The sequence below is a fragment of the Chania multitudinisentens RB-25 genome (assembly GCF_000520015.2).
Classification (GTDB): Bacteria; Pseudomonadota; Gammaproteobacteria; order Enterobacterales; family Enterobacteriaceae; genus Chania; species Chania multitudinisentens.
On sequence record NZ_CP007044.2, the window covers coordinates 552,991 to 578,079 of the forward strand.

Genomic DNA, 25,089 nt, shown 5'->3' on the forward strand with positions numbered 1-25,089 from the left:
CTGGCACCATCCTATCCAACTATGTGGCTAAACTATCAACCTCAAAAACATTCCTCGCCCTGTTGGTGAGCCAAATGATAGGAGGAGGGGCAGCGATTGCGGCGCCAACTGTCGTTCCCGCAGGCAGTGACATTTATACTTACCTTAATGGAGGAAACTATGAACTGTTGCTGAGCGGTAACGCAGTCTGGAATACTGTTTTACCTATCAACAGCGCAGCGCGTTCAACTATCTTCATCGATGGGGCGGGTAATACGGTCACGGTCGGGTTAGCTAACCGTTTATTCGATACCATCAGTCAAAACAACACCAACCTGACGTTGAATAACACCACTTTTACCACACCTGTTTCGACCACTAACGCGCGTGCAAACCTGTTTAACTACGCCTACAACGTTAATTCATTACTGACGCTGGATGGTACGACGTTTACCGGTTTTGGCGGTACAAACACGGGGGCTACTGGCGCTGGTGCCAACATTCTCTATGTAAACTCCGCGAGTGCCAATGTGACGGTTGATGGAGGGGTGAACGGCGTCACCTTTGCCAATAACCGCAGCACATACGACGCGGCAGGGGCCGTTGCCCTGAACTATGGGACGCTCAACTTCAACGGTTCCGTTACGTTCGATAATAACTGGACCGGTAACTATGGTGGGGCAATGAGTGTCTATAGCGTGACTAACGCGGCCAATTTTAACGGTACGACACTGTTTAGGAATAACCACGCTACGGTTTTTGGCGGGGCGCTAGATATTTGGGGTGGGCCATCCACGATCTCTTTCAATGGCCCAACAACTTTTGACGGTAACTATATCTATTATCAGGCCGCTAACAGCGGAGATAGCCCCACCCATATCAACGATCAGCACCCGCGTGGTGGCGCAATCAATATTGGCTATGTTAGCCCTGGGGCGGCAGGAACATCGGTTATTTTCAATTCTGCGACGTCTTTCCTGAACAACTATGTGGTCAGCACTGGTGCTCTTGCCGCCAATAGAAACGCTCTTGGTGGGGCCATTAGTGCTTATGGCAATGGGGCAGCCCTCCTTTACCGATACATTTTTAACGCGCCGGTTCTGTTTGAAGGGAACTACGTCTACACCACCAATGCTGCCGGGGTGGCGAATGGCGGGGCCATTTATTATGATTCTTCCGCAGCGCTGATTGATTTATCTTCCGGTGCCCAATTCCTTGGCAACTATGCCAAGAACTTCGGGGGCGCTATTTATCTGCAATCGGGCACCATTAACCTGAATGCGACCACCGACGATATTCGTTTCGAGGGGAACTACCAGGGAGCGAGTTTCGATGGCTCAACCAACGCATATCGGCCCATTCTCGGTAGCGGCATCCCGAATGCCATTTATCTCGGCAGCTCAGGTAATCTGAACTTCAATGCGACCAGCGGTAACAAAATACTGTTTTACGACCCTATCGCTTCTATTGCCGGTTCAACGGTGACCGTGACAAAAACGGGCGACGGCGAAGTGATTTTCTATGGCGATAACGGGGCGACCAGTAATTATGACTCAAATATTCGCGCCAATACGGTCGTTTCCGGGGGATATTTCACTCTGGATGATGCTGTTAAATATGGGGTGGCTGGCACAGGGACCTTCATCGCTAACACAACTGGAACCGTGCGGGGTGGTCACGGTGCTCAACTGAATGCGCAAACGGTAACCATTCAGTCAGGCGGTAGCGTTGCCGTCAACGGCGGTGATTTTACCGTCAATGCCAACACATTTACCATCCAGAATAGCGGTGGGTTGTCTGGGTCGGGGACACTCTTGGCACCTTCCAATATCACCCTGGCGGGTTCAACTAATGTGAATATTACAGGCACTGACCAGCTTAATATTGCAGCCAACTTGGTCGGGGCAGGGCTCGTGAGCAAAACCGGTAGTGGGACGCTGAACCTACAGAATGCGAATACCTACACCGGCACTACTATCATCAATGATGGGACTCTTTTAACCAGTGTTGCCAATGCCTTTGCCAGCAGTAGCGCCGTTACAATCAGTAGTGGTGCTACTTTGGCGCTGAATAATTTTAATCAAGTGGTGAATCTGTTATTTGGGTCGGGCAATATCAGCCTGGGTACAGCAACCTTAACGGAAAATAATGCGCTTTCCACCATCTTTAGTGGCGTAATCACTGGTAGCGGTAACCTGGTAAAAAATGGCACAGGGGCAATAACCCTCTCTGGAAACAGTAGCTATAGCGGGGGAACCAGCATCAATGCTGGAAGGATTATTGCTACAGAAGGCAGTGCGTTGGGAACAGGGGCAGTGGCTAACAGTGCAACCATGGAATTGGCATTTGACAGCGATAAAACGCTGAGCAATACGTTGAGTGGCGCAGGCGCATTCGTCAAAAGTGGTACCGGTAACGCAACGCTAACCAGCAGTGGTTCCAGCCAAGGGGCTGTCAGCGTTAATCAGGGAACACTGACCTTCGCACAAAATGGCGTCTTTAACAGCGGCAGTTATACTACCGCCACGGGGGCGAATACCACCATAGGCAACACTGCACAACTGAACGTTAATGGTGCCTTTACGCAAAGTGCGGGTTCCAGTCTGTTTGTCGATATCAGCAACAATCCGCCGTTGATCACGGCAACCAGCGCGGCCTTGAATGGCGTGTTATCCATCATTGGTTTTAGCGCCCCAGAACCCAATTCAGCCAGTGCCGCTTTTTCTACCCTATACAGTATCTTGGAAACTACCAGCGGCATCAGCGGTGACTTTAGCAGTAAAAATATCAGCGGTGCTGCCAGCAGCGTCGATTATTTGACCATCTCGGCCAACAAAAGCATCGATAACCTGCGATATCAGGTGGGGTATGGCCTGACCTGGCAGGCAGGCAGCACGTTGGGCGACGGTACCTTTACCCTGACAGGGCCTGGTGACAGCTTTAATCTGGATGTAGCCCTGAATGATGAAGCAGCCTCCCTCACCGGGTGGAACGGGCATGATCTGACCAAGGCCGGCGCGGGCACCCTGACGCTCTCGGCGCAGAACGGTTACACCGGAACGACTACCGTGAGCGGGGGCACGCTGAGCCTGGGGATTACCGACGCCTTGGCCGCCAGCAGTGCGCTCACGTTGGACAGTGGTACCACCCTGGCGCTGAACGATCTCGATCAGACCGTGCAGCAACTGGGCGGGGCCGGGAATGTCACGTTGGGAAGTGCCACCCTGACCGCCAGCAACAGCGGCAGCAGCACCTTCAGTGGGGAAATTAGCGGCAGCGGCAATCTGGTGAAAACTGGCAGCGGCACGTTGACCTTATCGGGTAATAACGGCTACACCGGTACCACCACCGTTGACGGAGGCACCCTGAGCCTGGGGATTGCCGACGCGTTGGCGGCCAGCAGTGCGGTCACCCTGGGTAGCGGTACTACCCTGGCACTGAATGGTCTGGCTCAGATCGTGCAGCAACTGGGCGGGGCCGGGAATGTCACGTTAGGCAGTGCCACCCTGACCGCCAGCAACAGCGGCAGCAGCACCTTCAGCGGGGGGATCAGCGGCAGCGGCGATCTGGTGAAAATCGGCAGTGGCACATTAACGTTGTCGGGTAACAACAGTTATACCGGCACCACCACCGTGAGCGAAGGCACGCTGAGCCTGGGGATTGCCGATGCCCTGGCCGCCAGCAGTGCGCTCATGTTGGACAGTGGTACCACCCTGGCGCTGAATGGTCTGTCTCAGATCGTGCAACAACTGGGCGGAGCTGGGAATGTCACGCTCGGCAGCGCCACCCTGACCGCCAGCAACAGCGGCAACAGCACCTTCAGCGGGGGGATCAGCGGCAGTGGTAATCTGGTGAAAACCGGCAACGGCACGTTGACCTTATCGGGTAGCAACGGCTACACCGGCACCACCACCGTCAGCGGGGGCATCCTGAGTTTGGGGGTTGCCGATGCTCTGGCCGCCAGCAGTGCGGTCACCCTGGGCAGCGGTACTACCCTGGCACTGAATGACCTGGATCAAACCGTGCAGCAACTGGGCGGGGCCGGGAATGTCACGCTCGGCAGCGCCACCCTGACCGCCAGCAACAGCGGCAGCAGCACCTTCAGTGGAATAATGAGTGGCAGCGGCGACCTGGTGAAAATCGGCAGTGGCACATTAACGTTGTCGGGTAGTAACAGCTATACCGGCACCACCACCGTGAACGAAGGCACGCTGAGCCTGGGAGTTACCGACGCCTTGGCCGCCAGCAGTGCACTCACGTTGGACAGTGGTTCCACCCTGGCGCTGAACGATCTCGATCAGACCGTGCAGCAACTGGGCGGGGCCGGGAATGTCACGTTGGGAAGTGCCACCCTGACCGCCAGCAACAGCGGTAGCAGCACCTTCAGTGGGGAAATTAGCGGCAGCGGCAATCTGGTGAAAACCGGCAGTGGCACGTTGACCTTATCGGGTAATAACGGCTACACCGGCACCACCACCGTCGACGGAGGCACCCTGAGCCTGGGGATTGCCGATGCCCTGGCCGCCAGCAGTGCGGTCACCCTGGGCAGCGGCACGACCCTGGCGCTGAATGACCTGGATCAGACCGTCCAGCAACTGGGCGGGGCCGGGAGCGTCACGCTCGGCAGCGCCACCCTGACCGCCAGCAACAGCGGCAGCAGCACCTTCAGCGGGGGCATCAGCGGCAGCGGGGAGCTGGTGAAAACCGGCAGCGGCGCCCTGACGCTCACGGGGGATAACAGCTACAGCGGCGGCACCACCGTCAGCGACGGAAGCCTGGTGGTCACCCAGGGCAATGCGCTGGGCAGCGGCACGGTCACCAATGATGCAGACCTGGAGCTGGCCTTTGCCGGTGACGGCACGCTGGACAACGGCCTGAGCGGCAGCGGCACCCTGACCAAGAGCGGCAGCGGCAATGCCACCCTGACCGCCAGCGGCAGCAGCCAGGGCAGCGTCGAGGTGGACGCAGGCACCCTGACCCTGGCGCAGAGCGGCGCCTTCACTGCCGGGGATTACACCACCGCCAGCGGAGCCACCACGGCAATCGCTTCGGATGCGCAGCTGGTGCTGAGCGGGGCACTGACCCAGGCCAGCGGCGCGGTACTGCAACTCGGGATTGGCAATAACGACCCGGCCATTACCGCCCTCAGCGCAACGCTGGGCGGGGCACTGCAACTGAGCGGGTACTCCGGCACCCTCTCGACCAACGCCAGTGACCTGGCCTCAACGCTGTATACCGTTCTGCAAACCAGCACCGGGATCAGCGGCGATTTTGACAGTGTCGACCTGGGTGTGGCGGGCAGCCCGCCTGATTACCTGACCCTGGCCGCCGGCACGAGCAGCGACACCCTGCGCTATCAGGTGGGCTACGGCCTGACCTGGCAGGCGGGCAGCACCCTGGGCGACGGCACCTTTACCCTGGCAAGCCTCAGCGACAGCTTTAACCTGGACATGGCCCTGAACGATGAGAGTGCCTCGCTGACCGGGTGGAACGGACGCGACCTGACCAAGGCCGGCGCGGGCACGCTGATACTGTCGGCGCAGAATGGCTACACCGGCACCACCACCGTCAGCGGAGGCACCCTGAGCCTGGGAGTTACCGATGCCCTGGCCGCCAGCAGTGCGGTCACCCTGGGCAGCGGCACGACCCTGGCGCTGAATGACCTGGATCAGACCGTGCAGCAACTGGGCGGGGCCGGGAGCGTCACGCTCGGCAACGCCACCCTGACCGCCAGCAACAGCGGCAGCAGCACCTTCAGCGGAATAATGAGCGGCAGCGGTGAGCTGGTGAAAACCGGCAGCGGCGCCCTGACGCTCACGGGGGATAACAGCTACAGCGGCGGCACCACCGTCAGCGACGGGAGCCTGGTGGTCACCCAGGGCAATGCGCTGGGCAGCGGCACGGTCACCAATGATGCAGACCTGGAGCTGGCCTTTGCCGGTGACGGCACGCTGGACAACGGCCTGAGCGGCAGCGGCACCCTGACCAAGAGCGGCAGCGGCAATGCCACCCTGACCGCCAGCGGCAGCAGCCAGGGCAGCGTCGAGGTGGACGCAGGCACCCTGACCCTGGCGCAGAGCGGCGCCTTCACTGCCGGGGATTACACCACCGCCAGCGGAGCCACCACGGCAATCGCTTCGGATGCGCAGCTGGTGCTGAGCGGGGCACTGACCCAGGCCAGCGGCGCGGTACTGCAACTCGGGATTGGCAATAACGACCCGGCCATTACCGCCCTCAGCGCAACGCTGGGCGGGGCACTGCAACTGAGCGGGTACTCCGTCACCATTCCGACCAGCGCCAGTGACCTGGCCTCAACGCTGTATACCGTCCTGCAAACCAGCACCGGGATCAGCGGCGATTTTGACAGCGTTGACCTCGGTGTGGCGGGCAGTCCGCCTGATTACCTGACCCTGGCCGCCGGCACGAGCAGCGACACCCTGCGCTATCAGGTGGGCTACGGCCTGACCTGGCAGGCGGGCAGCACCCTGGGCGACGGTACCTTTACCCTGGCAAGCCTCAGCGACAGCTTTAACCTGGACATGGCCCTGAACGATGAAAGCGCCTCGCTGACCGGGTGGAACGGGCGCGACCTGACCAAGGCCGGCGCGGGCACGCTGATACTGTCGGCGCAGAATGGCTACACCGGCACCACCACCGTCGACGGAGGCACCCTGAGCCTGGGGATTACCGATGCCCTGGCCGCCAGCAGTGCGGTCACCCTGGGCAGCGGCACGACCCTGGCGCTGAATGACCTGGATCAGACCGTGCAGCAACTGGGCGGGGCCGGGAATGTCACGCTCGGCAGCGCCACCCTGACCGCCAGCAACAGCGGCAGCAGCACCTTCAGCGGGGGCATCAGCGGCAGCGGGGAGCTGGTGAAAACCGGCAGCGGCGCCCTGACGCTCACGGGGGATAACAGCTACAGCGGCGGCACCACCGTCAGCGACGGGAGCCTGGTGGTCACCCAGGGCAATGCGCTGGGCAGCGGCACGGTGACCAATGATGCAGACCTGGAGCTGGCCTTTGCCGGTGACGGTACGCTGGACAACGGGCTGAGCGGCAGCGGCACCCTGACCAAGAGCGGCAGCGGCAATGCCACCCTGACCGCCAGCGGCAGCAGCCAGGGCAGCGTCGAGGTGGACGCAGGCACCCTGACCCTGGCGCAGAGCGGCGCCTTCACTGCCGGGGATTACACCACCGCCAGCGGAGCCACCACGGCAATCGCTTCGGATGCGCAGCTGGTGCTGAGCGGGGCACTGACCCAGGCCAGCGGCGCGGTACTGCAACTCGGGATTGGCAATAACGACCCGGCCATTACCGCCCTCAGCGCAACGCTGAGCGGGGCACTGCAACTGAGCGGGTACTCCGTCACCACTCCGACCAGCGCCAGTGACCTGACCTCAACGCTGTATACCGTTCTGCAAACCAGCACCGGGATCAGCGGCGATTTTGACAGCGTCAGCCTGGGCTCAGCGGGCAGCCCGCTCGATTACCTGACCCTGGCCGCCGGCACGAGCAGCGACACCCTGCGCTATCAGGTGGGCTACGGCCTGACCTGGCAGGCGGGCAGCACCCTGGGCGACGGCACCTTTACCCTGGCAAGCCTCAGCGACAGCTTTAACCTGGACATGGCCCTGAACGACGAGAGTGCCTCGCTGACCGGGTGGAACGGACGCGACCTGACCAAGGCCGGCGCGGGCACGCTGATACTGTCGGCGCAGAATGGCTACACCGGCACCACCACCGTCAGCGGAGGCACCCTGAGCCTGGGAGTTACCGATGCCCTGGCCGCCAGCAGTGCGGTCACCCTGGGCAGCGGCACGACCCTGGCGCTGAATGACCTGGATCAGACCGTGCAGCAACTGGGCGGGGCCGGGAGCGTCACGCTCGGCAACGCCACCCTGACCGCCAGCAACAGCGGCAGCAGCACCTTCAGCGGAATAATGAGCGGCAGCGGTGAGCTGGTGAAAACCGGCAGCGGCGCCCTGACGCTCACGGGGGATAACAGCTACAGCGGCGGCACCACCGTCAGCGACGGGAGCCTGGTGGTCACCCAGGGCAATGCGCTGGGCAGCGGCACGGTCACCAATGATGCAGACCTGGAGCTGGCCTTTGCCGGTGACGGCACGCTGGACAACGGGCTGAGCGGCAGCGGCACCCTGACCAAGAGCGGCAGCGGCAATGCCACCCTGACCGCCAGCGGCAGCAGCCAGGGCAGCGTCGAGGTGGACGCGGGCACCCTGACCCTGGCGCAGAGCGGCGCCTTCACTGCCGGGGATTACACCACCGCCAGCGGAGCCACCACGGCAATCGCTTCGGATGCGCAGCTGGTGCTGAGCGGGGCACTGACCCAGGCCAGCGGCGCGGTACTGCAACTCGGGATTGGCAATAACGACCCGGCCATTACCGCCCTCAGCGCAACGCTGAGCGGGGCACTGCAACTGAGCGGGTACTCCGTCACCACTCCGACCAGCGCCAGTGACCTGACCTCAACGCTGTATACCGTCCTGCAAACCAGCACCGGGATCAGCGGCGATTTTGACAGCGTCAGCCTGGGCTCAGCGGGCAGCCCGCTCGATTACCTGACCCTGGCCGCCGGCAAAAGCAGCGACACCCTGCGCTATCAGGTGGGCTATGGCCTGACCTGGCAGGCGGGCAGCACCCTGGGCGACGGCACCTTTACCCTGGCAAGCCTCAGCGACAGCTTTAACCTGGACATGGCCCTGAACGATGAAAGCGCCTCGCTGACCGGGTGGAACGGGCGCGACCTGACCAAGGCCGGCGCGGGCACGCTGATACTGTCGGCGCAGAATGGCTACACCGGCACCACCACCGTCAGCGGAGGCACCCTGAGTCTGGGAGTTACCGATGCCCTGGCCGCCAGCAGTGCGGTCACCCTGGGCAGCGGCACGACCCTGGCGCTGAATGACCTGGATCAGACCGTGCAGCAACTGGGCGGGGCCGGGAATGTCACGCTCGGCAGCGCCACCCTGACCGCCAGCAACAGCGGCAGCAGCACCTTCAGCGGGGACATCAGCGGCAGCGGGGAGCTGGTGAAAACCGGCAGCGGCGCCCTGACGCTCACGGGGGATAACAGCTACAGCGGCGGCACCACCGTCAGCGACGGAAGCCTGGTGGTCACCCAGGGCAATGCGCTGGGCAGCGGCACGGTGACCAATGATGCAGACCTGGAGCTGGCCTTTGCCGGTGACGGCACGCTGGACAACGGCCTGAGCGGCAGCGGCACCCTGACCAAGAGCGGCAGCGGCAATGCCACCCTGACCGCCAGCGGCAGCAGCCAGGGCAGCGTCGAGGTGGACGCAGGCACCCTGACCCTGGCGCAGAGCGGCGCCTTCACTGCCGGGGATTACACCACCGCCAGCGGAGCCACCACGGCAATCGCTTCGGATGCGCAGCTGGTGCTGAGCGGGGCACTGACCCAGGCCAGCGGCGCGGTACTGCAACTCGGGATTGGCAATAACGACCCGGCCATTACCGCCCTCAGCGCAACGCTGAGCGGGGCACTGCAACTGAGCGGGTACTCCGTCACCACTCCGACCAGCGCCAGTGACCTGACCTCAACGCTGTATACCGTCCTGCAAACCAGCACCGGGATCAGCGGCGATTTTGACAGCGTCAGCCTGGGCTCAGCGGGCAGCCCGCTCGATTACCTGACCCTGGCCGCCGGCAAAAGCAGCGACACCCTGCGCTATCAGGTGGGCTATGGCCTGACCTGGCAGGCGGGCAGCACCCTGGGCGACGGCACCTTTACCCTGGCAAGCCTCAGCGACAGCTTTAACCTGGACATGGCCCTGAACGATGAAAGCGCCTCGCTGACCGGGTGGAACGGGCGCGACCTGACCAAGGCCGGCGCGGGCACGCTGATACTGTCGGCGCAGAATGGCTACACCGGCACCACCACCGTCAGCGGAGGCACCCTGAGTCTGGGAGTTACCGATGCCCTGGCCGCCAGCAGTGCGGTCACCCTGGGCAGCGGCACGACCCTGGCGCTGAATGACCTGGATCAGACCGTGCAGCAACTGGGCGGGGCCGGGAGCGTCACGCTCGGCAGCGCCACCCTGACCGCCAGCAACAGCGGCAGCAGCACCTTCAGCGGGGGCATCAGCGGCAGCGGGGAGCTGGTGAAAACCGGCAGCGGCGCCCTGACGCTCACGGGGGATAACAGCTACAGCGGCAGCACCACCGTCAGCGACGGGAGCCTGGTGGTCACCCAGGGCAATGCGCTGGGCAGCGGCACGGTCACCAATAATGCAGACCTGGAGCTGGCCTTTGTCGGTGACAGTACGCTAGACAACGGCCTGAGCGGCAGCGGCACCCTGACCAAGAGCGGCAGCGGCAATGCCACCCTGACCGCCAGCGGCAGCAGCCAGGGCAGCGTCGAGGTGGACGCAGGCACCCTGACCCTGGCGCAGAGCGGCGCCTTCACTGCCGGGGATTACACCACCGCCAGCGGAGCCACCACGGCAATCGCTCCGGATGCCCAGCTGGTGCTGAGCGGGGCACTGACCCAGGCCAGCGGCGCGGTACTGCAACTCGGGATTGGCAATAACGACCCGGCCATTACCGCCCTCAGCGCAACGCTGAGCGGGGCACTGCAACTGAGCGGGTACTCCGTCACCATTCCGACCAGCGCCAGTGACCTGACCTCAACGCTGTATACCGTCCTGCAAACCAGCACCGGGATCAGCGGCGACTTCGACAGCGTCAGCCTGGGCTCAGCGGGCAGCCCGCTCGATTACCTGACCCTGGCCGCCGGCAAGAGCAGCGACACCCTGCGCTATCAGGTGGGCTATGGCCTGACCTGGCAGGCGGGCAGCACCCTGGGCGACGGCACCTTTACTCTGGCAAGCCTCAGCGACAGCTTTAACCTGGACATGGCCCTGAACGACGAGAGTGCCTCGCTGACCGGGTGGAACGGACGCGACCTGACCAAGGCCGGCGCGGGCACGCTGATACTGTCGGCGCAGAATGGCTACACCGGCACCACCACCGTCAGCGGAGGCACCCTGAGCCTGGGGATTACCGACGCCCTGGCCGCCAGCAGTGCGGTCACCCTGGGCAGCGGCACGACCCTGGCGCTGAATGACCTGGATCAGACCGTCCAGCAACTGGGCGGGGCCGGGAATGTCACGCTCGGCAGCGCCACCCTGACCGCCAGCAACAGCGGCAGCAGCACCTTCAGCGGGGGCATCAGCGGCAGCGGTGAGCTGGTGAAAACCGGCAGCGGCGCCCTGACGCTCACGGGGGATAACAGCTACAGCGGCGGCACCACCGTCAGCGACGGAAGCCTGGTGGTGACCCAGGGCAATGCGCTGGGCAGCGGCACGGTCACCAATAATGCAGACCTGGAGCTGGCCTTTGCCGGTGACGGCACGCTGGACAACGGCCTGAGCGGCAGCGGCACCCTGACCAAGAGCGGCAGCGGCAATGCCACCCTGACCGCCAGCGGCAGCAGCCAGGGCAGCGTCGAGGTGGACGCAGGCACCCTGACCCTGGCGCAGAGCGGCGCCTTCACTGCCGGGGATTACACCACCGCCAGCGGAGCCACCACGGCAATCGCTCCGGATGCGCAGCTGGTGCTGAGCGGGGCACTGACCCAGGCCAGCGGCGCGGTACTGCAACTCGGGATTGGCAATAACGACCCGGCCATTACCGCCCTCAGCGCAACGCTGAGCGGGGCACTGCAACTGAGCGGGTACTCCGGCACCCTCTCGACCAACGCCAGTGACCTGACCTCAACGCTGTATACCGTCCTGCAAACCAGTACCGGGATCAGCGGCGACTTCGACAGCGTCAGCCTGGGCTCAGCGGGCAGCCCGCTCGATTACCTGACCCTGGCCGCCGGCAAGAGCAGCGACACCCTGCGCTATCAGGTGGGCTATGGCCTGACCTGGCAGGCGGGCAGCACCCTGGGCGACGGCACCTTTACCCTGGCAAGCCTCAGCGACAGCTTTAACCTGGACATGGCCCTGAACGATGAAAGCGCCTCGCTGACCGGGTGGAACGGGCGCGACCTGACCAAGGCCGGCGCGGGCACGCTGATACTGTCGGCGCAGAATGGCTACACCGGCACCACCACCGTCAGCGGAGGCACCCTGAGCCTGGGAGTTACCGATGCCCTGGCCGCCAGCAGTGCGGTCACCCTGGGCAGCGGCACGACCCTGGCGCTGAATGACCTGGATCAGACCGTCCAGCAACTGGGCGGGGCCGGGAGCGTCACGCTCGGCAGCGCCACCCTGACCGCCAGCAACAGCGGCAGCAGCACCTTCAGCGGAATAATGAGCGGCAGCGGTGAGCTGGTGAAAACCGGCAGCGGCGCCCTGACGCTCACGGGGGATAACAGCTACAGCGGCGGCACCACCGTCAGCGACGGGAGCCTGGTGGTCACCCAGGGCAATGCGCTGGGCAGCGGCACGGTGACCAATGATGCAGACCTGGAGCTGGCCTTTGCCGGTGACGGTACGCTAGACAACGGGCTGAGCGGCAGCGGCACCCTGACCAAGAGCGGCAGCGGCAATGCCACCCTGACCGTCAGCGGCAGCAGCCAGGGCAGCGTCGATGTAGAGGCTGGACGTTTGACCTTGGCACAAGGCGTGGTCTTTAACGCGGGGGATTACACCACCGCCAGCGGGGCCACTTCAACCATTAACCCCGATGCACAGCTGATTCTGAGCGGTGTTCTAACCCAAGCAAGTGATTCGATTTTACAAGTGGGGATCAACCTGATATCGCCGGCGATCAGCGCGAGTAGCGCACTGTTGGCCGGGGAATTGCAACTGGCAGGTTATTCGGCGATCCGCCCAGCAACCGCAAGTGGCCTGACTTCCACGCTGTATACCGTGATACAAACGACTACCGGACTCAGTGGAGATTTCAGCTTTGTTGATTTCGGCGGTTCAACCAGCGAAGTCGATTATCTGACCTTGGCGGCGGGCAAGAGCAGTGACGACCTGCTTTACCAAGTGGGCTATGCTCTGACCTGGCAGGCAGGAAATACTTTAGGCGATGGTACTTTCACCTTAACTGAAGAAACCTTTAACCTTGATCTAGGGTTGAGTGATCAAGGCTCTTCTGCCACAGGCTGGAACGGTAGGGATTTAACTAAAAATGGTTCCGGCACGCTGATTTTAAGTGCTGATAATACCTATACCGGCGTAACGACCATTAATGATGGTACGTTGCAGGTAGGGAATGGTGGGACTCAGGGCAGTATTGAAGGGAACGTGGTAAACAATAGTTTACTGACCTTTGATCGGAGCGATGCGCTGAACTTTGCCGGTGAGATCACTGGAAGCGGTACTTTGCAGCAGGTTGGCAGCGGTGTTCTTACACTGAGCGGAAACAGTGACTACGCTGGAGGAACCGTCATTAGCAGTGGTGCTTTACATCTCGGCAATGGCGGTACTGAAGGCATGATTACAGGTAATGTGCTGAACAATGCCTTACTGGCCTTCGATCGCAGTGATGATGCTACCTTTGCCGGTCAAATCAGCGGTAGCGGTACATTGTGGCAGATAGGGAGCGGCACAGTGGTGTTAACCGGTGACAACACCTATAGCGGCGGTACCTTTATCACTGCGGGAACATTGCAGATTGGCGATGGTGGGACTCAAGGGAGCATTATTGGCAATATCAACAATGACGGCACTCTGATCGTTAATCGCAGCGATGATATCGCCTATGCGGGCAGCTTGAGCGGCAATGGTACCTTCATTAAAGAGGGCAATAATAGCCTACAGGTGAGTGGTGATAGCAGCGGTTACCTGGGTGATACCTTCATAGAAGCAGGCAGCCTGATGCTTGACAGCACGGCGATATTGGGCGGCTCATTGGAAGTGTTGAACGGGGCCAAGCTCGGTGGTTCGGGAACAGTCGGCAACGCGGTTATTGCTTCCGGTGGTACGCTCTCGCCTGGGCACTCTATCGGTACCTTGAATGTAGCGGGCAATCTGACGTTTGAACAGGGTTCTCAATATCTGGTGGAGGTTAATCCAACCGGCACGGAAAGCGACCTTATTCATGTGACAGGTACCACAACGCTGAATGGTGGCTCAGTCGTCCAGATAGGTGAAAACGGCAATTATCGGCCACTCACCACCTATACGATTATCACCTCCGATCAGGGTATCAATGGGCAATTTGACAGTGTGAGCTCTGACTACGCCTTCGTGACGCCAACCCTGAGCTATGATGCCAATAACGTTATGCTGTCGTTACTGCGTAATCAGGTCGATTTTGTTTCAATGGCAAAAACCCCCAACCAGAAAGCAACGGCGCGTGGTGCGGAAAGCCTTGGAAGCGGTGGTGTTTATGATGCCATCGTGCTGTTAGGGCAGGATATTGATGTTACCAGTGCCGCTTTTGACCAAATATCGGGTGAGCTGTATGCATCTTCAAAAGCTGCGTTAATTGAAGATAGCCGCTTTGTGCGTGAGGCTGCTAATAATCGGTTACGGGGAGCGTTCGGCCATGTTGCTACAGAGCAGCAGGCGGTGAAACTCAACAGTGACGATGATGTTGTCAGCTGGGGGCAAGCCTTTGGCGCCTGGGGGGCTACCAGCGGTGACGGAAATGCGGCCAGGCTCAACCGTGATACCGGCGGTATATTGTTGGGCGGAGATAAACTGCTTAAAGATAATTGGCGTGTTGGTGTTATCGGCGGCTACAGTCATACCAACTTTGACGTCAAGGATCGTAATTCCTCTGGGTCAAGCAACAATTATCACTTAGGCATTTATGGTGGTAACCAATGGGATAAACTCTCATTCCGTTCGGCGTTAGCCTATACCTGGCACGATATCAGTACGGAGCGAAGCCCGCAGTTTTCTGGCTTTTCCGATCGTGTTACTGGGGATTACCGCGCCAATACCGTGCAGACGTTTGGCGAGTTGGGTTACACCATACAGAAAGGTAATACCCAGCTGGAGCCTTTTGCCAACCTGACCTACCTCAATCTCCATACTAATGGATTGCGTGAGCAAGGGGGCGCAGCAGCGCTGAATATCAACAGTTCAAATACAGATGCCACCTTCAGCAGTTTGGGAGTCCGTTCAGCGACTGACCTGACCTTTGGCGATAAACCCGTGAAGCTGAAAGGCACTTTGGGATGGAGGCATAATTTTGGTGCGAAAACACCAACCTCGACGCAATCCTTTAGTGGCGGGGATAACTTTACGGTTGCCAGCGTACCTATCGCTAAAGATGCCGCCATCATTGAGACCGGGCTTGAAATTGCTGTCACCCCGAATGCAAAAGTTGGCGTGTCATATAGCGGCCAGTTTGGTTCCGGCAGCAGCCGTGATCAAAGTGCATTAGCCACGTTTAACTGGAAGTTCTAAGCAATCTTTCCCCCAAACTATGCATCAAAGTTTGGGGGAAGATTAAAGGATGCTGCTGCAAACAGGCTCCAGTACAAACCTGTTTGCAGTAGGCAAAAAAGGCACTGTTGCACATATAATAGACGGGCAAGCAAATACAGCAAAACCTTCTGAGGCGGGCTGTCTTATCCAAGGTTTTTCATCCACTTCATAAATCCGGTGAACTTCGTACACCGCGTAATCGGTATGACTTTTCCACGACAACATCAGAGAGTTTACAGGTAAGCCATGATCGCTTTTACCGCGTCGTCACATTCTGCATGATTGGTTATTTCAATGACGGGACACTTCACACTTTGCAGCCATATCTTATGCTTGAATGCATTCCTGCTGACGGTGGTGGAAGTCTCATAGGCAGAAGCCCAGGTAATAAAGTGCTGAAATTTTTCGTTATACTCACCACCAGGAGCAATAGCTTCACCGTATCTTGCCCATTCTCTCTTTTTGATACGCTCTATCCGAATATCGTTTTGTACATGCACATAGACCACCAGATCGAAAAAAGGGATAAACCGATCCCCCCAGCCACACAGCGAACCACTCAGTACCCACTGCCTGTTTGCCGTTAATGCGCTCAGTAATCGCCGTTGTCTTTCCGGGCATTCGCGAGCAACGCTAAAAGGAGGCGTGGTGTCCTGCCAGTAAATATCATCCGTATCTATATGCTGATAACCGGTGATGTTACCCAACCGCGCAGCAATCGAGGTAGTGCCTGAACCAGAGGCACCCATGATGTGTATTTTATTGATTGGAGACATCCATGCGCCCTTAATGCGGGGTTACCGTGCTAACAATCGCCACAATCGGCGTGATGCTGCTCACCAGGCGCATGAAACCGCGCCGATGCTGACATCACGCCTGCCGGGGTTCTGGCTTTTAATAGGCGATCGAGTAACAGTCACGCCGTGGATCAGCCCCTGCAAAACGGTTGGCTGAAGCCGGATCGATCAGCACAGAGGTAGCGCAACCCGACATGCCAAACGTGCGTAAACGGCTGACATCATGACCACGTGATTTTAGTTCGTTATACACTGCGTCAGGCACGGTGGCTTCAACGGCCAGTTTGTTGAAACCTGCGGCATGTGGCCAGAACGAACCATAGAGGTGCGAGGTCTGTACACGTGGCAGTTCGAAGGCTTTGTTCAGGTTTGGATACCAGTCATCCCAGCGATCTGTCGTGCTTAGAAGTGCCTGAAGTATCGTCTGCTCCTGATTGTCCCCTCCCGGTGAACCTAGCGCCATAAAGGGTTTACCATCCTTGAAGATAATGCTCGGCGTTAATGTATAACGTGGCCGCGCATGCGGGCGCACTTGGTTGGCATGGTGTTCATCCAGCCAGAACTGTTCGCCACGCACGCTCATGGCTATTCCGGTGTCGCCAAGGATGACTGCGCCAGGTATCCAACCACCGCTCGGTGTGGCATCGAAAAGATTACCATCTTTGTCAACGATCGCCATGTGCGTGGTATCTTTCGAGATTCCCGCCGAATCACGGCCCAATGAAGCCAGCATGATCGGCTCAGACAACAGCGCAGCGGACTGGCCTGGGCGAGTGGTATCAGGTACGTTGATGACCGCATACGGCCATGCTTTCACCTGGCTATCATATTTTAACGGGTCGCCAGCGGCATAGCGCGTTGAGGCACGCTTCGGATCGATCAGCGCAGCCCGTTCTTTGGCATACGCTTTGGACAACAGTCCTTCGGCAGGAACCTTTACAAACTCTGGGTCGGCATAGTAAGTATCGCGATCGGCATAGGCCAATTTCAATGCTTCTACCACCGTATGCAGATAGTCGGCACTGCCAAAACCCATCGCTTTCAAGTCAAATTGTTCGAGGATGTTGAGCGTTTGCAAAAGCACCGGGCCTTGGCTGCCAAAACCCTGCTTATAGACGGTATAGCCGTGATAGCTGGTGCTGGTCGGCTCTTCAATACGGGCATAGAATTCGGCAAAATCGCTCTCGTCAAAAGGGGCGTCGTTCTGGCGCAGGAAAGCGACCATCTGTTTGGCAATATCCCCTTTATAGAAGCGATCGCGTGCGGCAACGATGGCTGCTTCACGTCCCCCGGCTTTCGCTGCGCGTTCGGCCTCAACCATACGGCGCAGAGTCTTGGCCGTTGCGGGCAGTTTGATCGTCTCACCCACTTTATATTGCGTACCATCCGCTTTATACCAGTAGGCCTTGTTGCCCGGCCAACGCTCAAACAATTTAGCTTGCGCGGCGATAGCACGTGCCGTGCTCACTCTCATCGGGAAGCCGTTTTCAGCATATTCAATAGCCGGCGCCGAAACCTGTTCGAAACTCATCGTTCCCCAGCGTTCCAGCACGGTCAGCGCCGCGTGCAACGAACCGGGAACCACGGCCGGGTCGAGACCTTCTCCCTGCAAGGTTTTGTTACGCGAGAGATACCAGTCAACGTCAACCGCATGAGGTGCCCAGCCCTGCCCGACGATAGAGGTCACTTTAGCTTCAGAAACCGGATACGCCAGCACCAGCGCTTCACCACCCAGGCTATAGAGATCCTGCTCCAGCACGCCACCCGCTATCAGCGCAGCGACGCCCGCATCAAAAGCATTGCCACCTTGTAGAAGAATACGCGTGGCGACAGCCGTAACCAGCGGATCACCGGTTGAAACTGCCGCAGTAGGGCCCATGATGGCCGGGCGCAACCCAACATTAGCCGGTTGTTGATCCTGCAATGGCACCTGCCCCTGAACAGGGTTTTGCAAGGGGGTTTGTGCCAGAGCGACCTGCAATGATGCTACCGTGGTAAGCGCAGTAACAAACTGTAGAACTCTTGTTCCCCACCGTTTCGACGAATACACCTGCTTTTTCATGTGTGACTTTCCTTGTTGTCATAACGCTATGAATTTTGACGATAACAGCATTTTCTGGATGCGCAAGATGAAATTTTATAGCACACATTCAACAGGATACCTGTCATTCAGCCAGATTCAGTGATGCCAAAACAGGCTCTATTATTTCTCCCGAAATATTTGCACTCACAATATATCCGTCATACTGCACGTTGCAGGCTTACTCAATCAATAACACCGCCAGTAACCCTGAAAATATGCTGGCCACCAGAGTAAATTTTAATTTCTCAATAATAAGCCATTAGCCCATCAATAAATGTGTGATAAGCATTCGATTATCGAGCTTTCCCACAGAAAATCATTTCTTCCTTAGCTATATTCACACACTGTTTTAACAAAAAAATAAAAGACTCCTAACCCTCCTAATAATCCAGATAAAAAATAGATGAGTGATAAGAAAAATGAAAATACTCTCCAGCATTATCGCGATAATCATTCTGGCACTCAGTATTCAGACAAGGGCTGATATGCAAACTCACCACGCACAGAAAACCGGTTCTCCCTGGCTGTCTTCACGGTTGCTTACCCCACATTTAACCGTGAAAAATGTGGCAGACAGTAAACATTTCTATACTGAGGTCTTTGGTTTCCAGGTACGCCATGAAAATCTTAAGGAAGGTGTGCCAGTTCATGTTGAAATGAGCTACCACAATGAGTTGGCTATCATGTTTGTGCCAGAAAACGTCGCTAATAGCGGTACTCTGGCTCCAGCTTCGTTTACCGATGCCAAACAGAGAACGGCTTATCAGTATATTTACGTCAACAACGTGGATGCCACCGTTAAACGTGCGCAAGCGCTGGGGGCGACAGTTCTGCAACAACCTTACGATGCGCCATGGGGAGACCGTTTTACGCTGATGGTGGATATCAATGGTTACCACTGGGGTATTGCACAAACTCATGAACCCGGCTTTCCAACTTTTTAAACCTATCTATACTCATCAGACTTCACGTTACCTATGCGTGATTATGTTACTCGGCCTCTTCGAGGCCGTTCAAATCGGCTGGAAGCAGATTTGTATCTCGCCACGGCAAGGAGCAAGGACATAACGTAATATATGGAAAACAATGCGTTTTTTTGACTATACACTTATTTTGGCGATTGGAGTGATGTCGTTGCTATGGGCCGCCGCATTTTTTAACATCAACGATATCGCCCACGTACTTACCAGCATCGGACACTGGATTGAAAATCTCCTATGACAAGCTAGTTCCACTGCGTCTTTAAAAGCCGAGGCAGCAACGGTGCCAAAAGCCACGTTCGTGTTTAATTTCGTCACGACACAAGTTGAACCAATCATTCCACCGATGAAATTAATCACGCCATCAGCAAAAAAGCATTAGCCAACATAATGAAATTATTTATTCGAATTAAAGAAATGAAGTAGGCCATCTTCCGAAGAATAAAAAATTTTTACGGTAAGATATGCAGGTGAATAAACCGCTGCTGTCTGAATTCTCACCATTGACCGCACGCCATCTGCAACTGGCAATATGGTGGAGACAGATATAAAGCTCACTGCGGGAAAACCAAGGGGGTAGTCATGAATTCTGATTAGCTTATCCTACAGCGTATCTTCTGTCGGTTCCCAACTGCAAAAATCGTCATTAGCTACCAGCAACACTTCACGCCCATCCGGCCCATCCAGCCAGGCAACGCTTACCGGGCTGCTACTGTTGGCCGCTCGTTGCGTAATCCAGGCCTCAGCCTGTGCGCCAAAGCCGGGTTTCAGCACTTCACCACGGCAGAGCTTCACATCCCCTTGCTGCCAATGCCCTTGCAAAAGCCTGACACGGCCAGCATTGAGCGCATCGCTCACTTCCAGAATACGGCGAGCCTGATATTGGTAAAGTGCGATATCGTCACTGGAGAGCTTTTCACGCCGCGTTGCTAATTGCCGTTGCATAAAGCTAACCGTACCGTCATCGGTAAAACGTAGTTGGATAGAATCACGATCGCCGTCAGCATCGGTACGCCTGATCTGACGCAACACACCATTCTGATATTCATAAAGGGTCGTTATCGTACCCGGCCCACGATAAGGGCTATAGACGCTCATCAGCACCATTGGACGCTGCTGGTTATCGTCTTTACGCCACACGCGGATCACCCCTTGATCGGCAACAAAGCCGCTGGCGGTAAAAGCAGGGGCAGCAGAACGTGAGCTACAGGCGCTCAGGCCGCTGATAATGGCAACCACCATCAGCACCTGGCAGGCAAACAAAAGGGGCGCCATCGCCCCCCTGTTAAGACTTTTTACTAACACGCGATTAAGACTTAACGGCGTCTTTAAGTGCTTTACCAGAAACAAAAGCAGGCACGTTGGCTGCTGCGATTTTGATTTCTTTACCCGTTTGCGGGTTACGGCCAGTGCGCTCGCTACGATGGTTTACTTTGAAAGTACCGAAACCAACCAATTGTACTGCATCACCTTCTTTCAGAGACTCAGTAATAGCAGCCAGGGTAGATTCCAGAGCCAGCTTAGCTTGTGCTTTGGAAAGGTCAGCCTTGTCTGCGATTACATCAATCAGTTGAGTCTTGTTCATAAGTTATCCTTACAGTGTGTTTATCGTTTGCAAAGCATCAAGTGCGACGGATATGCCGATTGACAGCACTCTCCTGCATACACGCACCGATAGCCACTTTTTTTTCGCCCCCCAAATGTAGACCAGACAGGGTGCGGATGTGAAGCCTTAAGGCATGACAAATCAGGCGTTAAATCACGTTTTTTTGCCTTATTGCGTTAAATTTATCCCGATATTACTCACCGCCGCCTCGCGCAGGTCAGATCGTAACCCTTTGATCAGATCCAAATCGCGCTCTTCGCTAGCGGCCAACAGGCGGAAAATCTCCCATTGGATGTCCCATTCTTCCTCAACGGCAGGCAGAACTTTCAGCTCTTCGTCGGTCATTTCCTTGCCGGCCTGAGTCATTTCCAACATCGCCACGGTGCGGATTGACGTTTCACTGATCGCGATAGCGTGCTCCAGCGTTTCCCCGCTGAGGCGCGAATGGATCAGTTCCCCTAAGGCAATACAGGCATCAATCGCTGGGTAAACTCCGTAAAGATCATAATCTTCTGCCGTTGGGATCGCCTCTTCCAGTTTCTCTAACTGGCTGTCAAAATTGACCTTGGCGTCTTTTACCACCAGCGTCTCCCACACCAGATCCAGAATACGGCGATAAACCGCCGGATCGCCAAACTCGGTTTGCAAACAGAACATCTGATAATTCGGATACATACGCTCACAAAGACTAGCCATAAAGGTTAAATGTTGCCAGCTTTCGAGCTTTTCCAGACGTAAATGAATGGGATTACGTAGCATTGTCTACTCTCTTACTCATTATCTGCCGCGCAGTGTACCCGAAATCGCTCATGGCGACATCTCTGGATGCAGTTGCAACCAACGCAGAAAGGCTGGGCGGCGCGAAGCGATGGCATCAGCCCAACGCGTGGGCTCCGGCAAACGATAACCAGCCATACAATGCTGCACCCAGGCCAGTGCACTAGCCGTGCTCACGCGATGCCCCGTGGCAATAAACAGCGGATTACAGCGCGCCTTGCTGCGCCACACCCAGCCAAGCTGTTCTCCCTTATCTTCCAACGGAGCCAACGCGCCAGCGGCGCTATCAAGCGGAGCAAATGTGCCACACAGACGCTTTTTGGCTACGCCTATCGTCGGCACATTGACCAGCAAACCAAAATGGCTGGCGACACCCAAGCGGCGGGGATGCGAAATACCGTGCCCATCAACAAAAATCAGGTCGGGTTTCTGTTGCAGTTGCTCCCACGCGGCAAGCAACGCCGGATACTCACGGAACGAAAGCAGGCCTGGGATATAGGGCATGGTGGTAGTAATGCGTGCCACCTGATATTCCACCAATTCCAAAGAAGGGTAACGCAAAATAGCAATAGCAGCGCGCGTTACCTCACCTTCTTGCTCGAAGCCGACATCCGCACCAGCAATAAAAACCGGTGGGTTTTGCAGAAAATCATCGTGACGAATGACATCCCCTGCGCGCTGCAACTGCTCCAATCGCAGTGCCTGAGTATCAATCACGGCATTTCCTTGTTGACTCAGCCATGGTATTTAGCCGAAAGCGCATGCACAGCCTCAACAAATGCACCGGCATGCTCCGGCGGCACATCCTGATGAATGCCGTGCCCCAGATTGAAAACGTGTCCTTCGCCATGACCAAACCCAGACAGAATCGTCTCTACTTCCTGAGCGATACGCTCCGGCGCAGCATAAAGCATAGAAGGGTCCATATTGCCTTGCAGAGCCACCTTGTGGCCCACACGACGGCGCGCATCAGCAATATCCGTGGTCCAGTCCAGGCCCAGTGCATCACAGCCGGTCGCCGCCATCGCTTCCAGCCACTGCCCCCCCCCTTTGGTGAACAGGGTTACCGGCACCCGCTGGCCATCGTTTTCACGCAGCAGGCCATCGATGATTTTATGCATGTAGTGCAGCGAGAACTCCAGATAATCGCGGCCAGTCAGCACGCCGCCCCAGGTGTCAAACACCATCACCGCTTGCGCACCGGCTTTAATCTGGGCATTGAGATACAGAATGACGCTGTCTGCCAGTTTATCCAGCAGCAAATGCAGCGTGTGTGGCTCGGCGTACATCATTTTCTTGAGCTTGGTGAACGCCTTGCTGCTGCCACCTTCCACCATATACGTCGCCAGCGTCCAAGGGCTGCCGGAAAAACCAATTAACGGTACTGCACCCTTCAATTCACGGCGGATAGTACGCACCGCATTCATGACGTAGCCCAGTTCCACTTCTGGATCAAACAACGGCAACTTTTCCACATCGGCACGGCAGGTAATGGGGGAGGAAAAGCGTGGCCCTTCACCGGCTTCAAAATAGAGCCCCAGGCCCATGGCATCGGGAATGGTAAGAATGTCGGAGAACAGAATGGCAGCATCTAGCGCATAGCGGCGCAGCGGCTGTAACGTCACTTCGCAGGCCAATTCTGCGTTTTTGCACAACGCCATAAAATCACCGGCCTGAGCACGAGTCGCTTTGTATTCTGGCAAATAACGACCAGCCTGACGCATCATCCATACAGGGGTGATATCTACCGGTTGGCGCAGCAAAGCACGCAGATAACGATCGTTCTTCAACTCATTCATTTATCAGGCTCCCTTAATCATCTGGCGGCATTGTACATGATTCTATTCTGCCCGACACAGCGCCACCGTATCCTCGATCAAACGGCGCGCCACGGTGCCCGGTGGTGGCAACAATGGCAACCGATCGTGGCGATACCAGCCTGCATTGAGTAACTCTTTCGGGTCGTGACGCAATTCGCCGCTCTGATAATCCGCCATAAAAGCCATCATCAACGAATGGGGAAACGGCCAAGGTTGTGAAGCCACATAGCGCAGGTTGGTGATGACAATATTACTTTCTTCCATCACTTCACGCACCACGGCCTGTTCCAGCGTTTCCCCCACTTCGACAAACCCGGCCAGCACGGTATGAATCCCACCACGGTGGCGCACATGCTGCGCCAGCAGGATTTCATCATTACGACGAATGGCAACGATCACGCATGGCGCAATTTGCGGGTAATAGCGTTCACGGCAGTGATGGCACAAGCAGGCGCTTTCCGTTCGGCTGAGAACCATTTCATGGCCACAATAGCCGCAAAACTTATGCGAACGATAAAAGTCGGCCAGTTGCACGCCGCGCCCGGCCAGTTGGAATAGACCGCGATCAAGACTGAGCAATTGCCGCACCGAGCCCATATCTTTCGGCATCGGTTGGCGTACCAGCCATACCGGCATACCTTCCCACTCGCCAATCTGGCGGGCAGGCCGGCCAGACAGTGAAAATAGCGCGGCAGTACCCGATGGCAGTTCACCATTCGGTAACCAGATTTTGCTTTCATGGCTGACTATCCACCAGCCATTTTCCTGACCCGTTAATACAAGTTCCATATGTTGTTGCACAACCTCTGCTTCACTGGCAATCTAGAAATTGTCCTTATTACATTTTAATAACTTACTGTTTATTTTATTACCTTGGGAGTCAAACATGCTAAACCGGTTGGAAAGCCTGACTCAACGCGTTGGTGGCAGTAATAAATTAGTCGATCAATGGCTACAAGCACGTAAACAGTTGCTGGTCGCCTATTACACTTTGGTGGGAATAAAACCCAACAAAGAAAAACATACCCCGTTGAACGAACAAGCCCTGGAAGACTTTTGCCAGAATCTGGTGGATTATCTTTCCGATGGGCATTTTCACATTTATGACAAAATTATCAAACAGGTCGAAGGTTCGGCCAGCCCGAAAATGGCGATGACTACCAAATTCTACCCGAAGTTGCAGGCCAATACCGAAACCATCATGGCATTCCACGATCGTTATGCCGAAATCGATATCGATCAGGATGTCTGTCTGGAATTTCATCAGGCACTGTCAGATATCGGTGAAGCGCTGGCGTCACGTTTCGCACTGGAAGATCAATTAGTGCAACTGGCCACCGAAACCTGGCAACAGGGCCAATCTGGTACTTCCAAACCCGATCAACTGGAAAGCCCAGCCTGATCCATCCCCCATAAATTTCAAGTCATAAAGCTGGCCCACGGAGGGGCCACATAACACAGCCAACACACCTGTAACTTGGAGTATAACGGGTATATACTGGCTGCTTCTTGTCGGAGTGCCTAGTGCTGATTTGTTTATCAGATGAGCCAGGCTGAGACCGTTAATTCGGGATCCGCGGAACCTGATCGGGTTAAGACCCGCGAAGGGAACAAGAGTAATCTATCGCCAAAGGCAGTTTTCCCATTCCAAGGGAAGCTGTCTGGTT

The 25,089-nt window shown here is 57.1% G+C and carries 11 protein-coding genes and 1 riboswitch; of the genes, 3 read left to right on the forward strand and 8 right to left on the reverse strand.

Translation table 11 applies throughout. The features are described 5' to 3' along the window. The first annotated feature begins 74 nt into the window (after positions 1-74). Positions 75-15,338, forward strand: a complete 15,264-nt coding sequence (locus tag Z042_RS25835) for an autotransporter-associated beta strand repeat-containing protein (RefSeq protein WP_236849212.1) — start codon at positions 75-77, stop codon at positions 15,336-15,338. A 254-nt stretch (positions 15,339-15,592) separates the two neighbouring features. Here the strand turns inward: Z042_RS25835 and Z042_RS02425 are convergent, their stop codons facing one another. Then, positions 15,593-16,135 carry an AAA family ATPase gene (locus Z042_RS02425; RefSeq protein WP_037407452.1) on the reverse strand — a complete coding sequence of 181 codons (543 nt, stop codon included), beginning with the start codon at positions 16,133-16,135 and terminating at the stop codon, positions 15,593-15,595. A 118-nt stretch (positions 16,136-16,253) separates the two neighbouring features. Beyond that, positions 16,254-18,218 carry a gamma-glutamyltransferase family protein gene (locus Z042_RS02430; RefSeq protein ID WP_024914149.1) on the reverse strand — a complete coding sequence of 655 codons (1,965 nt, stop codon included), beginning with the start codon at positions 18,216-18,218 and terminating at the stop codon, positions 16,254-16,256. Positions 18,219-18,724: 506 nt separating this feature from the next. On the opposite strand from Z042_RS02430, the gene Z042_RS02435 reads away from it, so the two are divergent. After that, positions 18,725-19,183 carry a VOC family protein gene (locus Z042_RS02435; protein WP_045784837.1) on the forward strand — a complete coding sequence of 153 codons (459 nt, stop codon included), beginning with the start codon at positions 18,725-18,727 and terminating at the stop codon, positions 19,181-19,183. Between the two features lie 639 nt (positions 19,184-19,822). On the opposite strand, the gene Z042_RS02440 is transcribed toward Z042_RS02435, so the two are convergent. From Z042_RS02440 to nudC, 6 genes are all read right to left on the reverse strand, one after another. After that, entirely contained in the window at positions 19,823-20,494 is a 672-nt protein-coding gene (locus Z042_RS02440) for a DUF1481 domain-containing protein (protein ID WP_081758497.1), read from the reverse strand. 34 nt (positions 20,495-20,528) lie between these two features. Continuing rightward, positions 20,529-20,804, reverse strand: a complete 276-nt coding sequence (hupA, locus tag Z042_RS02445; RefSeq protein ID WP_024914152.1) for a nucleoid-associated protein HU-alpha — start codon at positions 20,802-20,804, stop codon at positions 20,529-20,531. A 189-nt stretch (positions 20,805-20,993) separates the two neighbouring features. Further along, positions 20,994-21,584: a YjaG family protein gene (locus Z042_RS02450; RefSeq protein ID WP_024914153.1), complete on the reverse strand. Its 591-nt coding sequence runs from the start codon at positions 21,582-21,584 to the stop codon at positions 20,994-20,996. Between the two features lie 48 nt (positions 21,585-21,632). Next, on the reverse strand, positions 21,633-22,316 hold the full coding sequence (gene nfi / locus Z042_RS02455) for a deoxyribonuclease V (protein WP_071882867.1): 684 nt from the start codon (positions 22,314-22,316) through the stop codon (positions 21,633-21,635). A 20-nt stretch (positions 22,317-22,336) separates the two neighbouring features. Next, positions 22,337-23,401, reverse strand: coding sequence for a uroporphyrinogen decarboxylase (gene hemE / locus Z042_RS02460; protein WP_024914155.1), 1,065 nt, complete (start codon positions 23,399-23,401; stop codon positions 22,337-22,339). 42 nt (positions 23,402-23,443) lie between these two features. Next, entirely contained in the window at positions 23,444-24,211 is a 768-nt protein-coding gene (nudC, locus tag Z042_RS02465; RefSeq protein WP_024914156.1) for an NAD(+) diphosphatase, read from the reverse strand. Positions 24,212-24,308: 97 nt separating this feature from the next. Between nudC and Z042_RS02470 the strand changes: the two genes are divergently transcribed. Then, on the forward strand, positions 24,309-24,824 hold the full coding sequence (locus Z042_RS02470; protein WP_024914157.1) for an Rsd/AlgQ family anti-sigma factor: 516 nt from the start codon (positions 24,309-24,311) through the stop codon (positions 24,822-24,824). Positions 24,825-24,925: 101 nt separating this feature from the next. After that, positions 24,926-25,049, forward strand: a riboswitch (TPP riboswitch). The last annotated feature ends 40 nt before the right edge of the window (positions 25,050-25,089 follow it).